This window comes from Halorubrum aethiopicum, from assembly GCF_001542905.1.
In the GTDB taxonomy this organism is placed as follows: Archaea; Halobacteriota; Halobacteria; order Halobacteriales; family Haloferacaceae; genus Halorubrum; species Halorubrum aethiopicum.
In genome coordinates this window covers 238,024-251,007 of record NZ_LOAJ01000001.1, presented here as the reverse complement: position 1 = coordinate 251,007, position 12,984 = coordinate 238,024, and the positions used below count along the sequence as shown (strand labels likewise).

General features: G+C 70.7%; 11 protein-coding genes. 6 read left to right on the top strand and 5 right to left on the bottom strand.

Features of this window, described 5'->3' with window-relative positions; translation table 11 throughout:
- The first annotated feature begins 97 nt into the window (after positions 1 to 97).
- The 6 genes from AXA68_RS01235 (at position 98) to hisH (ending at position 5,959) form a co-directional block, all read left to right on the top strand.
- Positions 98 to 1,507, top strand: coding sequence for a glycerate kinase type-2 family protein (locus tag AXA68_RS01235; protein WP_066411733.1), 1,410 nt, complete (start codon positions 98 to 100; stop codon positions 1,505 to 1,507).
- A gap of 41 nt (positions 1,508 to 1,548) precedes the next feature.
- Entirely contained in the window at positions 1,549 to 2,229 is a 681-nt protein-coding gene (locus AXA68_RS01230) for a uracil-DNA glycosylase (RefSeq protein WP_080505129.1), read from the top strand.
- 135 nt (positions 2,230 to 2,364) lie between these two features.
- Complete coding sequence (locus AXA68_RS01225) at positions 2,365 to 3,405, top strand: PhnD/SsuA/transferrin family substrate-binding protein (protein ID WP_066411731.1); 1,041 nt, start codon at positions 2,365 to 2,367, stop codon at positions 3,403 to 3,405.
- A 23-nt stretch (positions 3,406 to 3,428) separates the two neighbouring features.
- Complete coding sequence (locus AXA68_RS01220) at positions 3,429 to 4,241, top strand: phosphonate ABC transporter ATP-binding protein (RefSeq protein ID WP_066411729.1); 813 nt, start codon at positions 3,429 to 3,431, stop codon at positions 4,239 to 4,241.
- The gene (gene phnE / locus AXA68_RS01215; RefSeq protein ID WP_066411728.1) at positions 4,238 to 5,206 is read left to right on the top strand and encodes a phosphonate ABC transporter, permease protein PhnE; all 969 of its coding nucleotides are present in this window, start codon (positions 4,238 to 4,240) and stop codon (positions 5,204 to 5,206) included. Before AXA68_RS01220 ends, phnE begins: the two co-directional genes overlap by 4 nt.
- 93 nt (positions 5,207 to 5,299) lie before the next feature.
- A complete protein-coding gene (gene hisH, locus AXA68_RS01210; protein ID WP_066411726.1) occupies positions 5,300 to 5,959 on the top strand; it encodes an imidazole glycerol phosphate synthase subunit HisH in 660 nt (219 codons plus the stop codon).
- A 446-nt stretch (positions 5,960 to 6,405) separates the two neighbouring features.
- On the opposite strand, the gene AXA68_RS01205 is transcribed toward hisH, so the two are convergent.
- The 5 genes from AXA68_RS01205 to AXA68_RS01190 all read right to left on the bottom strand — a co-directional run bounded on the left by AXA68_RS01205 (position 6,406) and on the right by AXA68_RS01190 (position 12,952).
- A complete protein-coding gene (locus AXA68_RS01205; protein ID WP_066411724.1) occupies positions 6,406 to 7,419 on the bottom strand; it encodes an aldo/keto reductase in 1,014 nt (337 codons plus the stop codon).
- An 85-nt stretch (positions 7,420 to 7,504) separates the two neighbouring features.
- Positions 7,505 to 7,951, bottom strand: a complete 447-nt coding sequence (locus tag AXA68_RS01200; protein ID WP_066411722.1) for an acyl-CoA thioesterase — start codon at positions 7,949 to 7,951, stop codon at positions 7,505 to 7,507.
- Between the two features lie 49 nt (positions 7,952 to 8,000).
- Positions 8,001 to 9,437 (bottom strand): cryptochrome/photolyase family protein, encoded by a 1,437-nt coding sequence (locus tag AXA68_RS01195; RefSeq protein ID WP_066411720.1) that lies wholly within the window; start codon positions 9,435 to 9,437, stop codon positions 8,001 to 8,003.
- Positions 9,438 to 9,564: 127 nt separating this feature from the next.
- A complete protein-coding gene (locus AXA68_RS16990) occupies positions 9,565 to 9,735 on the bottom strand; it encodes a hypothetical protein (protein WP_198530007.1) in 171 nt (56 codons plus the stop codon).
- A gap of 85 nt (positions 9,736 to 9,820) precedes the next feature.
- Entirely contained in the window at positions 9,821 to 12,952 is a 3,132-nt protein-coding gene (locus AXA68_RS01190; RefSeq protein ID WP_066411718.1) for an FAD-binding and (Fe-S)-binding domain-containing protein, read from the bottom strand.
- Positions 12,953 to 12,984: the final 32 nt, after the last annotated feature.

Genomic DNA, 12,984 nt, shown 5'->3' with positions numbered 1-12,984 from the left:
GTCGCGTTCGGTGCATCTACCCTTCGTTGGGCTGTTAGCATATAACGTGTCGGGTCGATGGCGCGGCTATTTGTCCCCGGCCGCCCACGGCCCCGCCATGGGTGAGGTCACCTTCCGCGACCGCGACCGGATCGTCTCGACGCCGGCTCACGGCGTCGCGCTCGACTGTCTCGCCGCGGGGATCGAGGCGGCGCTCCCGGCGAACGTCGTCGCCGACGCGGTCTCGGTAGCGGACGGGACCCTCCGGGTCGCGGCGGTCGACGGCGAGGCGGCCGAGTACGACCTCGACGCGTACGGATCGGTCCGGATCGTCGGAGCCGGCAAGGCGGCCGACGGCGTCGCGACGGCGCTCGCAGACCGACTGGGCGACCCCCTCTGCGACCGGTTCGCCGGCGGGACGGTGATCACGGACGAGCCGGCGTCCCCGGAGTCCACGGAGCCGTCCGGAGCGGATCGCTCGCTCGACGTTCTCCCCGGCGACCACCCGCTCCCGACCGAGCGCGGCGTCGATCACGCGCGCCGCGTCGTCGACGCCGCGGCGGCCGCCGGTCCGGACGACCTCGTCGTCGCAGTCGTCACGGGCGGCGCGAGCGCGCTCCTCGCCGTCCCGGCCGACCCGATCGGCGTCGACGACCTGCGCGAGCTCACCGACGCCCTGCTCGCCTGCGGCGCGTCGATAGACGAGATCAACGCGGTCAGGAAGCACTGCTCGGCGGTCAAGGGCGGGCTGCTCGCCCGGACGGCGGCCCCCGCGACGGTCGTCACGCTCGCCGTGAGCGACGTGGTCGGCGACGACCTCGCCGTGATCGGCAGCGGCCCGACCGTTCCCGACCCCTCGACGTACGACGACGCGCTCGAGGTGGTCGAGCGGTACGGGCTCGACCTCCCCGCCGCCGTCCGCGATCACCTCCGCGCGGGGGCCGCCGGCGAGCGCCCCGAGACGCCGGAATCCGACGATCCGGCCTTCGATCGCGCGCGAACCGTCGTCGTCGGCAACGCGCGGACCGCCCTCGACGCCGCCGCGACCGCCGCCGGCGACCGGGGGTACGAGGGGGTCGTCGTCGCGGACGACGTCGCGGGCGAGGCGCGCGACGCGGGCCGCGAGCACGCCGAACTCGCCGAGGCGTGCGCCGCCGAGGACCGGCCCGTCTCCCCGCCCGCGGTGTTGCTCACGGGCGGGGAGACGACCGTGACCCTCGCGGACGGAACCGGTGACAGTGGAAGCGGCGGGCCGAACGCCGAACTCGTCGCGAGCGCGGGGATCGAACTCGACCGGGAGGGGTCGGTCGTCGCGAGCGTCGACACCGACGGGATCGACGGGGCGAGCGACGCCGCGGGCGGGATCGTCGACGCGACGACGCTCCACGCGCCGGCCGCGCGGGACGCGCTCGACCGCCACGACGCGGCCCCGCTTCTGGCCGAGGCCGACGCCCTGCTTCGGACCGGCCCGACGGGGACGAACGTGAACGACCTCCGGGCGGTCGTCGTCGAGGACGAGACCGGGTGAGACCGTCCGAACTTATACGCCCCGCTCCCGGAGTCGGTGACATGAGCGAGGACGGAGAGGGGGCCGACGCGGCCGACTCCGGCGACGGCGCGCTCGGGGACGGCCCCGGAGACGGCGCGTTGGATTCCGATCTGCGCGTGGGTTCCTGTGAACGATGCCCGGCGCTGGTCGAGTCGCGGAGCCGGATCGTCGAGGGCGTCGGCCCGACGGACGCCGACCTGCTGTTCGTCGGCGAGGGTCCCGGCGCGAACGAGGACGAGGAGGGCGAGCCGTTCGTGGGCCGGTCGGGCGACGTCCTCGACGAGGCGCTGCGGGACGCGGGGCTCGCGCGGGCCGACGTGCGGATCACGAACTGCGTGCGGTGTCGTCCCCCGGAGAACCGCGACCCGACGACCGAGGAGCTGGCGAACTGTCGCGGCCACCTCGAGGCGGAGATCGCCGGACTCGACCCGGAACTGATCGTGACGCTGGGGAAGGTCCCGAGCGAGCACCTGCTCGGTCGCTCGGTGCGCATCACGGCCGAGTCGGGCGACGTCGTCGACGCCCGGATCGGCGGGGAGTCGCGGCGCGTCCTCCTCTCGGTCCACCCGGCGGCGACGCTGTACGACCGGAGCCAGCGCGAGGGCTTTTTCGAGACGATCGCCCGTTCGGGCGAACTGAGCGGCGTCGCCGCGGAGGGGGAGGGAGGCTCCGGCGGCCAGTCGCGACTCGGCGAGTTCTGAGGGCCACGACCGATCCGATCGGTCCACGCGATCCGTTCGATCTCCGGACGCGCGCGGCGTGAGAACCGTTTTCAGGGAAGCCGTCCCTAGTGAACATAGAAAACGATTAGTCCCGTCGCCCGGATTCCCCGGTGTATGTCCGACAACAGGTGGTCGGCGAACCGACGGACGTTTGTTAAAACGGCGGGGGCGAGCGGGGTCGTCGGCCTCGCCGGGTGTACCGGCGGCGGTGGATCCGGAGACGGCGGCTCCGGCTCCGACGGGGGAACGGCGGGCGACACCGAATCCACGCCCACGGCGCAGTTCATCCTGAACCCGGCGGAGGCCGACGTCGAGATCGAACGGCAGTACCAGCCGATGTTCGAGTACCTCGAGTCCGAGGTCGACGTCGAGATCGAGCCCGACCGCGCGGAGAGCTACACCGCGACGCTCCAGGCGATGCGCAACGATCAGGGTGAGATCGCGGACATCTCGCCGTCGGCGGTCATCGCGGGCGAGGACATCCTCGACATCGTCGGCATCCGGATCGCCTACGGCGCGGCCCAGTACTTCTCGACGACCACGACGACGCCGGACAGCGGCATCGAGTCCCTGACCGACCTCGAGGGCGAGCTGATCTACATGGGCGACATCCTCTCGGTGTCCGGCACGCTCGTCCCGCTCACCATGCTCCAGGACGCGGGCCTCGACATCGGGAACGCGCCCGACGGCGACGCGGAGGCCTTCGACGCGGAGTACTCCGACCACACGACGGCCCGCGAACAGATGGTCCAGCGGGACGACGTGATGGCGGCGACAACCGGCGCGTTCTCCTCCGCGCCGTACGTTCCCCAGGAACAGTTCGAGGAGATGTCCCAGGACTTCGTCGACATCTCCGCGGAGTACGAGGGAGCGGGCGACCAGATCGAGGAGTCCGGTACCGAGCTCCAGCTGCTCGCCGTCTCCGACCCGATCCCGCGCGCGCCGCTCGTGACGCGGTCCAACTGGGACAACTCCGTGAAAGGCGAGATCGAGGAGGCCATCCTGAACGTCTCCGAGGACGACCTCAGCCACGGCGAGGACTACGAGGGCGAGCCGCTCTGGTTCACCGGCGTCGAGGAGGGAACCATCGAGGACTACGAGATGATCCGGACCGTGCTCGACGAGCTGGGCCTCGAGTTCGAGGACCTCGCGTAACGCTCCCCGTCACTACACTTCTCATGAGTCGCATCACAGTCGACGGACTCACGAAGCGGTTCGGCGAGACGGTCGCGCTCGACGACGTCTCCTTCGAGATCCCGCAAGGCGAGTTCGTCATCGTGCTCGGCGTCTCCGGATCGGGGAAATCCACCCTGCTCCGGTGTATGAACGCCCTCGAAACGCCGACCGAGGGCGAGATACGGATCGACGAGACGCCGGTCACGAGTCCCCGTGACGACGTCGCGATGATCTTCCAACAGCACAACATCATCGGCCAGATGAGCGCGTACTCCAACGCGCTCACCGGCTCGCTCAACAGGAACACGTTCCTCGACTCGCTTCTCCAGCGGCAGGACGAGGCGGACAAGCTCCAGGCGCTCGACGCCCTCGAGACGGTCGGCCTCCTGGATCAGGCCCAACAGAGCGCCCAGCGCATGTCCGGCGGCCAACAACAGCGCGTCGGGATCGCTCGCGCGCTGGTCCAAGACCCGACGATCCTGCTCGCGGACGAGCCGGTCGCGAGCCTCGATCCGGGCTCCTCCCAGCAGGTGATGGGGTACCTCCGGACCGCCGCGCGCGAACGCGACCTCTCGGCGGTCATCAGCCTCCACCAGGTGAACCTCGCGCGGAAGTTCGGCGAGCGGTTCATCGGGCTGCGCGACGGGAAGAAGGTGTTCGACGGCTACCGCGACGAGTTCGACATGGACGTGATAGACGAGATCTACGGCGACATCGACACGGAGGGCATGTTCGCGCCCGAGGGCGAGGCGGCCGACGGGCCCGACCCGTCCTCGAGCGGCACCGAACCCGCCGAAAGCGGGGTGCCGAGATGAGCTACAGCGATCGCGTCCGCGACCGCTACGAGGAGATCGTCCTCGCGCGGCGGGTCCGCGCGCTCGTCTTGACCGTCGGGGTCGTCGCCCTCGCCGGCGTGTTCTACTACGCGCTGATCTCCGTCGGCTTCTTCGCGGCGAACATTCCGGAGTACCTCCCGAACTTCCTCAACGCACTGCGCGACTTCTTCCCGTTCCTCGCGCCCTCCTTCCCCTTCATCGACCCGAGCGGCTTCCTCGACTACTGGGCGTTCATCCAGGAGCGGAACCTGATCTGGGGCGGCTTCGGCGGCGACGTGCCGCTGCTCGGCGAGGCGGGGATCACGCTCGCGATGGGCTTCGCCGGGACGGTGATGGGGTTCCCGCTCGCGCTGCTGTTCGGGATCCTCGGCTCCGGCCGCGTCACCCCCTTCCCGTTTAACTTCATCTTCCGCGGGATCATGTCCTCCATCCGCGCCATCCCGGCGCTGGTGTGGGGGCTCATCTACATCCCGCTCGGCGGGATCGGTCCGGTCACCGCGACGCTCGCGATCGCCACCGACACGATCGGGAACCTCGGCCGGCTGTTCACGGACGAGCTCGAGGAGATCGAGGATGGCCCGATCGAGGCGATGGAGACGACCGGCGCGAACAAGCCGCAGACGATCACGTTCGGGATGCTCTCGCAGGTGACCACGCCCTTCATCGCGTGGACGCTGTACATCTTCGAGATCAACGTCCGGATCGCCGTCTCGCTCGGGATCATCGGCGGCGGCGGACTCGGCAACGTGCTCTCCGTCCAGCAGGGGCTGTTCGCGTTCACCAACATGATGGCGACGATCCTCGTCATCCTCGTGTTGATCATCTCCGTTGAGATCTTCTCTCAACGGATCCGCTCCGCGCTCCGCGAGGGCGACGAGGCCCAGGGGATCGTGGCGCTGCTTCTCGGCTTCCCGCAGCGGATGGCCGAGGCCGCGCTGAAGTGACGCGCGGGAGCGGGCGCTCCGCCCCGGTCGCCCCCGTCGGCTGACGCCTGCCCCAAGGGAAACCGACTTTTCCGTCCCCCTCCGAGGGGAGGTATGAGCACTTTCGAACCGCCCGCGGAGACGCTGGCGGACGTCGTCCTCGTCGACTACGGGCTCGGGAACCTGCGCTCGGCCACCCGCGGGCTCGAGCGCGCCGGCGCGTCGGTCGAGATCACCGATGACCCCGAGGCGTTCGCCGCCGCCGACGGCGTGGTCCTCCCGGGCGTCGGCGCGTTCCGCGAGGGGATGGAGAACGCCGGCCCGCTGCGGGAGGCGCTGACCGACCACGCCGCGGCCGGCCGGCCGCTCTTCGGGATCTGCCTCGGGATGCAGATGCTCCTCACCTCGAGCGAGGAGGCCGACCACGAGGGCGAAGGCGAGGTGACCGGCCTCGATCTGGTCCCCGGCACCAACGTCCGGTTCGACGTCGACCGCAAGGTGCCCCACATGGGGTGGAACGAGCTCTCGGTCGAGCGCGACCACCCGGTCGTCGAGGGGGTAGACGGGGAGTACGCCTACTTCGTCCACTCCTACTACGCCGCCCCGGACGACCCCGACGCGGTGGTCGCCACCGCCGACTACGGCGTCGACTTCCCGGCGGTCGTCGCCAACGAGGCGGGCAACGTCTTCGGCACGCAGTTCCACCCCGAGAAGAGCGGGGAGACGGGGCTGCGGATCCTTCGGAACTTCGTCGAGTACTGCGCCGAGCGGTAGTCCGACGATCCTGTTAACCTACAACTCCGCACGGGTGTCGTGGAACGGTTCACGAAAGGGTCGTTTGCGTCTTTCCGTATCTGAATCACCTAGCAGAACGGCGTGCTTATAGAGCGGGTGTTTCGTGAGTGATCGGGGTGATACGAAGGAGATCGTTGCTGGCGCGGTGAACTCTTCCAAAGCCCCAGCCGGCTCCGGTCGAGGGCCTCGCTGTGCTCCTCGTCGCTCGCGTTGCTCGCTCCTGCGGTGCTTGCTTCGGCCGTCTTCCCGGAGACGGCTGCCCCTTTGAGTCCCACCCCGCACAGCCCCGCACCTCACACCTCCTCAGCCTCGCGGCTCCTTTCAGTCGCCGCGTCCCTCGCGGGCGGTTCGCGCCCTCCGGGCGCTCACCGGCGCGCCACCGCTCCGGCGATCGCTCGCTCCTTCGCCTCTATTGACCGATTCCGCTACAGCCCCTCGTAGGGGCTCGCCTTCGCGTCCGTGAGCCGCTCTACCTGCTCGTCGGAGAGGTCGATCTCGGCGGCCGCGAGGTTCTCCTCCAGCTGGTCGACGGTGCGCGCGCCCACGATCGGCGCGGTGACGCCGTCGCGGTGGGAGAGCCACGCGAGCGCGACCTGTGCGGGCGAGGCGTCGACCTCGTCGGCGACCCGATCGAGCTCGTCGTGGACGTCGAAGTTCTCCTCGGTGAGGTAGGCGTCTCTGAACCGGCTCGAGGAGGCGACCTTCGACTCCTCGGGCAGGTCCTCCTCGCGGTCGTACTTCCCCGTGAGAAAGCCCTGTCCGAGCGGGCTCCACGGACAGACGGCCAGGTTCCGCTGGCGGGCGAACTCGAGGTAGTCCCCCTCGACCTCGCGGTCGACGAGGTTGTACCGCGGCTGGAGCACGGTGAACGGTTCCCACCCCTCCGCGCGGGCGATCTCGTTGGCGCGGGCGACCTTCCAGGCGTTCGGTCGGTGCGTCGACGCGCCGAGGTAGTGGACCTTCCCCGACTCGACGAACCCGTTCAGGGTCTTCATGGTTTCGCGGGCGTCGGTCGCGTCGTCCCAGCGGTGGATGTAGAGCACGTCGACGTAGTCGGTGCCGAGCCGGTCGAGCAGCGCCTCGAGGCGGTGCCGGAGGTTCTTGCGGTTCGTTCCCCGGCTGTTCGGGTCGCCGTCGCGGATCTGCCAGTAGATCTTCGAGGCGATCGTGTAGCGCTCGCGGTCGCGTCCCTCGAGCCAGTCGCCGATCCACTCCTCGCAGGTGCCGCCGCCGTACACGTCGGCGGTGTCGATGTACCGGCCGCCGGCGTCGGCGTAGGCGTCGAGCAGCTCGTGGGCGCGCTCCTCGCCGATCTCGATCTCGCCCGCCTCGTTCTCCTTGCCGAACCGCCAGGTGCCGAACTGGAGCTCGCTGGTGTAGAGGCCGGTGCCGTCGAGTTTCACGAACTCGAGGTCGGCGTCGTCTGGTGTGGACGTCATCGGGTCGTCGTTCGGGCCCTCGGGGCAAAAGGGCCGAGGAAGCGGCGATGGACGTTTCGTGACTCGATCCCGCACACACCGGCGACTACTCTTCGTCCGGCTCCGCCGCGAGCGCGTCGTCGCGCAGCTCTCGACAGCGCTCTCCGTCGACGGTGAGTTCGGGAACGGGCGTCGGCGATCCCTCGGCGTCGACGGCGACGAAGACGAAGTAGGAGTCCGTCGTCAGCTCCCGCTCGCCGGTTCGGGGCGACTCGCGGAACGCCCGGAGCCGGACCCGGACGCTCGTCCGGCCGGCGGCGTAGACGTACGACTCGATCACGCAGGTGTCCCCCTGCGGGATCGGCCGCTTGAAGTCGAGTTCGTTGATCCTCGCCGTGACGCACGTCTCGCCGGCGTGGCGCATCGCCGACATCGCGCCCACCTCGTCCATCCACTTGACGACGTTGCCCCCGTGGGCCGACGCGTAGTTGTTTGTGTGGGTCGGCTGGACGCGCTGGCGGTTCTCGATGTAGGTGTCGCTGACGCTCGGCATACGCCGACGAGGGCAGGCGGGATCAAAAAGACCGGTCCGGGCAGACCCGTCACCGCTTGCCGAGCGCCTCCTCGAAGACGCGTTTCGCCCGCTCGTAGGCGGCGTCGCGGTCGACGATCGGGTGGGGGTAGTCGGGGGCCAGCTCCTCGCGCTCCTCGGGCGAAAGCGTCGGCCAGTCGACGACGGCGTCGGCCGGCACCTCCCGCAGTTCGGGGACGTACTCCCGGACGAACGTCGCCTCCGGGTCGTACTTCGCGGCCTGGCTCACCGGGTCGAAGATCCGCACGTCGACGGAGTCGGTCCCGGTCGAGGCGATCCACTGCCACATCCCGTGATTCGACGCGTGGTCCGCGTCGACGAGCCGCTTCATGAACCACCGCGCCCCGCGCCGCCAGTCGACGAGGAGGTGTTTGGTGAGGAAGCTCGCGACCACCTGCCGCGGGCGGTTGTGGACGTATCCCTCCGCCTCCAGCTGGCGCATCCCCGCGTCGACGAGGGGATAGCCCGTCTCGCCTCGCTTCCACGCGTCGAACCCCGCATCGTCCTCGCGCCACGCGATGGGGTTCGGGAACGACCGGTAGTTCGACTCGGCCAGATCGGGGGCGTAGTACAGCAGGTGGTACATCCCCTCGCGCCACGTCAGTTCGTCCCGGTACTTCTCGACGTTTCGGCGGGCGTCCTCGTCGCTCGCGTCGTCGCGGGCCTCGGTCGCGGCCGCCCACACCTCCCGGATCCCGATCGCGCCCGCCGCGAGGTAGGGAGACAGTCGCGAGACGGCGCGGGTGGGTGCCTCGACCGCCCGCGCGAGGTCGTCGCGGGTGTCGGCGTAGGTCGCGATCCCCTCCGCCAGGAAGCCGTCGAGCCGGTCGCGGGCGGCGCGGTAGCCGGCCGCCGGCAGGTCGACATCGGTTCGGAACGGGTCGGGCTCGCCGGAGGCGTCGGCGGCGACCGCACGCACCGATCGCTCGCCGCCCACGTCGGCGAACCTCCCCGCCTCCGGCGCCGGGTACGGGTCCGGCGTGGGAACCGCGTCCCAGTCGTCTCGAAACCGTCCGTGGTTCGGGTACGACCCCGCCAGTCGGCCGGGGTCGACCACCACGAGGTCGGTCCGCGCGTTCGTCTCGACCCCGGCGTCGGCGAGCGCCGACTCGACCCCACGCTCGCGCTCCCGCCGCGCGGGCCGGTAGTGCTCGTTGTAGGTGACCCGCCCCGCCCCGTACTCCTCGGCGAGATCCGGGAGGACCGCCGCGGGGTCGCCCGACCGGACGACGAGGTCGCTCCCGCGCTCGCGGTAGCGACGCTGGAGGGCGGCGGCCGTCCGGAGGAGGAACGTCCGCCGCCTCGCGCCGACCGTCTCCAGGAGCTCCGCGTCGTACGCGAAGACGGGGACGACCCGATCGCTCCGCGCGTCCGCGGCCGCCGCGGCCGCCGCCAGTCCCGCGTTGTCGCGGAGCCGCGGGTCGCGCCGGTGCCAGAACAGGTCCATGCGATCGGTTGGGGACGGAGCGGATAGTGTCCTTCGGCCGGCGGAACGACGACTTCAGCCGCGGCTCGTCCCGGCGGTCGTCACGCCCAAAAAGGCGGGATTCGCGGCGGGACGCGCCGCCGTCGCGTCAGTCGTCGGCGGGCGCTCGCGGCTCCGCCGGCCGCTCGGGATCGTCGGTCTCCGCCGGCTCCTCGACCCGCTCGTCCGGCGCGTCGTCGGCTTCCTCTTCCGCCGCCAGCGATCGGTGACGCTCCCGGATCTCCGCCAGGGAGAGCGCCTCGTCTCCGTGGTGACACATGACAATAGTTACCACGGGACGGACGAAGATAAACGTTGGGCGACCGACCGGTTCCTCCCCCGGTCGTCGTCGGTGGCGGCCTCGATCACCTCCGGCGGTCTCGGTCGTCGCCGGCGGCCGTCTCCGCCGGGCCGACGAGCGCCTCGGCGACCTTCTCGATCGGGTGCGGGGGGGTCTCCGCGGCCCCGTCGCGGTCGCCGAGCTGTGACCGACAGGAGGCCCCCGGCGCGGTCGCCGTCTCGGCGGGACTCTCCTCGAGCCGGTCGAAGAGGATCCGGCCGATGGCCTTCGAGAGGTCGTAGTGTTCGGACTCGTAGCCGAACGAGCCGGCCATGCCGCAACACGAGGAGTCGAGCGGGTCGACCTCGTAGCCGGCGCGCCGGAGCACGCCCACCGCGTGGTGGTCCTTGTCGAGCGCCTTCTGGTTACAGTGGCCGTGGTAGGCGAGCGACTCGGCGGGCGCGTCGAATCGGAGTCGCTCGTCGACCCGGCCGGCGTCGAGGTACTCACAGACGCCGTACGCGGCCGCCGAGACCGCCGCCGCGTCCTCGCCGTCGAGCAGGTCCAGGTACTCGTCCTGGAACATGACCGCGTCGGAGGGCTCGACGAAGAGGACCGACTTCCCCTCGCGAACGCGGGGCGCGAGCCGCTCGACGTTCGTCTCGGCGCGCTCGCGGGCCGCGTCGAGGAAGCCGGTCGAGAACGCGGCGCGACCCGAGGGCGCGAGGTCGTCGGGCACCTCGACGCGGACCCCCGCGGCCTCCAACACCTCCACCGCCGCCTTCCCGGCCGCCGGGTAGCTGTAGTTGGTGTAGGTGTCCGGGAAGAGGACGACCGCGTCGGTCGCGTCCGCGGGCGAGACGCTCGAACCGCCCCGCGCCGCGAACCACTCCTCGAAGCTCTCGGAGCGGAACGTCGGCAGCGCGCGGTCGGGCGCGATCCCCGCGACGGCGTCCATCACCCGGCGAGCGCCGGGGACCTTCGTGGCCGCGTTCGAGACCGGTGCGAGCGCGCTCCCGACCGCCGAGAGGCGGTCGATGTCGCGGAAGAGCCGCTCGCGGAGCCCCGCGCCCTCCTTCTCGTGGTGTTCGTGTTTCACCTCCGCCTTGAGCTTCGCGAGGTCGACGCCAGTCGGGCAGTCGCTCTTACACCCCTTACACCCGACACAGAGGTCGAGCACCTCCCCCTGGAAGCGGTCGGAGTGGATCTCGTCGTCGTCGAGGTCGCCGCTGATGGCGGCCCGGAGCATGTTGGCGCGCCCCCGCGTCGTCTGGATCTCCTCGCCGGAGGCGCGGTAGGTCGGACACATCACGCCCGAGTCGGTCTCCCGGCAGGTGCCGCAGCCGTTACACAGCTCCACGAGGTGCGAGAAGCCGCCCTCGTCGTCGAAATCGAGCGTCGTCTGCGGCTCGATCGACTGGTAGGCCGGCCCGTACCGGAGGTGTTCGCGCATGTCCGTGTCGGCGGCGGTTTCCGGGTAGCCGCGCTCGCTTGCGGTCTCGCCGTCGACGTAGACGACCTTCCCGGGGTTCAGCCGCCAGTCGGGGTCGAACGCCGACTTCAGCTCCTGGAACGCGCTCCAGAGTTCGTCGCCGTACATCTTCGGGTTGAACTCGGTGCGCGCGAGGCCGTCGCCGTGCTCGCCGGAGAACGCGCCGTGGTGGTCCAACACGAGGTCGGTGACGTCGTCGGCGATCGAGTGCATCTTCTCTATCCCCTCCTCCTCCTTCAGCGAGAGGATCGGGCGGATGTGGAGGGTTCCGCTCCCGGCGTGCGCGAAGTACGCCGCCGAGGTGTCGTGCGCCTCGAGCACCGCCTCGAACTCGCCGACGTACTCGGCGAGCTCCGCGGGCGGCACCGACGCGTCCTCGATGAACGGGTACGGCTTCGGGTCCCCCTCCATGCTCATCAACAGCGGGATGGCCGCCTTCCGGAGGTTCCAGAGGTCCGCCTGGTCCTCGTCCGCGTACGCCTCCAGGACGTCGAAGGCGTCGCCCCCCTCGAGGAAGTGGTCGTTCGTATCGGCGACCGCCGCCTCGAAGTCGTCGACGAGCTCGGAGTCCCACTCGAGCATCAGCGCCGCCGCGGCGCGGTCGGGGATCGGCTCGGCGTACTCCGCGAACTGCGGGGAGCCCGCCGCGAGCGAGAACACCTCGTCGTCCATCAGCTCGACCGCGCTCACCGGGAACTCCAGCGCCTCGGGGACCGCCCGCATCGCGGCCGGAAGCGAGTCGAAACAGTACAGCGCCAGCGCCGTCTCCTCGGGGCGGGTGACGAGCGACACCTCCGCCTCGACGACGACCCCGAGGGTTCCCTCCGCGCCGACGAACAGCTTCGAGAGGTTGACGACCTCCTCGCCGTCGTCGTTCTCGTAGATCACCTTGTGGAGGTTGTACCCCGACACCGACCGCTTGAGCGTCGGGTACCGTTCCGCGATCTCCGCCTCGTTGCCCTCGACGAGTTCGCGGACCGTCTCGTACAGCGCCGCCTCGCGCTCGCCGCCCTCCTCGCCCGCGACGATCGCCTCGTACTCCGGCGAGTCGAGGACGACCTCGCGGGTGTGGATCAGGGAGCCGTCCGCGAGCACGACCCGGAGCTCCTCGGTGTAGGCGTCGGTGATGCCGTACCGGACCGAGTGCGCGCCGGTGGAGTTGTTGCCGATCCCCCCGCCGACCGTCGCCCGCGCCGAGGAGGCCGGATCCGGCGCGAACTTCAGTCCGTCCTCCGCGAGCCGGTCGTCGAGGCGGTCCTGGACGACGCCCGGCTCGACCACCGCACGGCGGTCCTCGGGGCGGACTTCCCGTATCTCGTCCATGTGTCTGGAGAGGTCCAGGACGACGCAGCCGGGCCCGACGGTCTGTCCCGCGAGCGAGGAGCCCGCCCCGCGCGGGAGCACCGGGACGTCGTGGTCGGCGGCGACCCGCATCGCCGCCCGGACGTCCTCGACCGAGCGCGGGCACACGACGCCCGCGGGCCGCGCGCCGTAGATGCTGCCGTCGGTCGCGTACAGCACCTGCGCGTACTCGTCGAACTGGACCTCGCCGTCGACGCGCTCGCGGAGCGCCGACGCGAGCGCCCGGTAGGCGGGCACGTCCGGCCTGTCGTGACCGAGCGCCGCCGCCGACGCGTCGAGCCCGGACCCGCCCGGACCGAACGCCGCGGATCCCGACCTCCCGGACTCCGAGGAATCGCTCCCCGGCGTGGGGTCTGTTGCCATACGATAACAGGGCGTCGACCGTCGAATAAATC

Bases quoted from the DNA above. Each gene is read 5' to 3' on its own strand.
- AXA68_RS01225 (WP_066411731.1), top strand. From the start codon at position 2,365: ATGTCCGACAACAGGTGGTCGGCGAACCGACGGACGTTTGTTAAAACG.
- AXA68_RS01235 (WP_066411733.1), top strand. From the start codon at position 98: ATGGGTGAGGTCACCTTCCGCGACCGCGACCGGATCGTCTCGACGCCG.
- phnE (WP_066411728.1), top strand. From the start codon at position 4,238: ATGAGCTACAGCGATCGCGTCCGCGACCGCTACGAGGAGATCGTCCTC.
- AXA68_RS01220 (WP_066411729.1), top strand. From the start codon at position 3,429: ATGAGTCGCATCACAGTCGACGGACTCACGAAGCGGTTCGGCGAGACG.
- AXA68_RS16990 (WP_198530007.1), bottom strand. From the start codon at position 9,735: ATGTGTCACCACGGAGACGAGGCGCTCTCCCTGGCGGAGATCCGGGAG.
- hisH (WP_066411726.1), top strand. From the start codon at position 5,300: ATGAGCACTTTCGAACCGCCCGCGGAGACGCTGGCGGACGTCGTCCTC.
- AXA68_RS01190 (WP_066411718.1), bottom strand. From the start codon at position 12,952: ATGGCAACAGACCCCACGCCGGGGAGCGATTCCTCGGAGTCCGGGAGG.
- AXA68_RS01205 (WP_066411724.1), bottom strand. From the start codon at position 7,419: ATGACGTCCACACCAGACGACGCCGACCTCGAGTTCGTGAAACTCGAC.
- AXA68_RS01200 (WP_066411722.1), bottom strand. From the start codon at position 7,951: ATGCCGAGCGTCAGCGACACCTACATCGAGAACCGCCAGCGCGTCCAG.
- AXA68_RS01195 (WP_066411720.1), bottom strand. From the start codon at position 9,437: ATGGACCTGTTCTGGCACCGGCGCGACCCGCGGCTCCGCGACAACGCG.
- AXA68_RS01230 (WP_080505129.1), top strand. From the start codon at position 1,549: ATGAGCGAGGACGGAGAGGGGGCCGACGCGGCCGACTCCGGCGACGGC.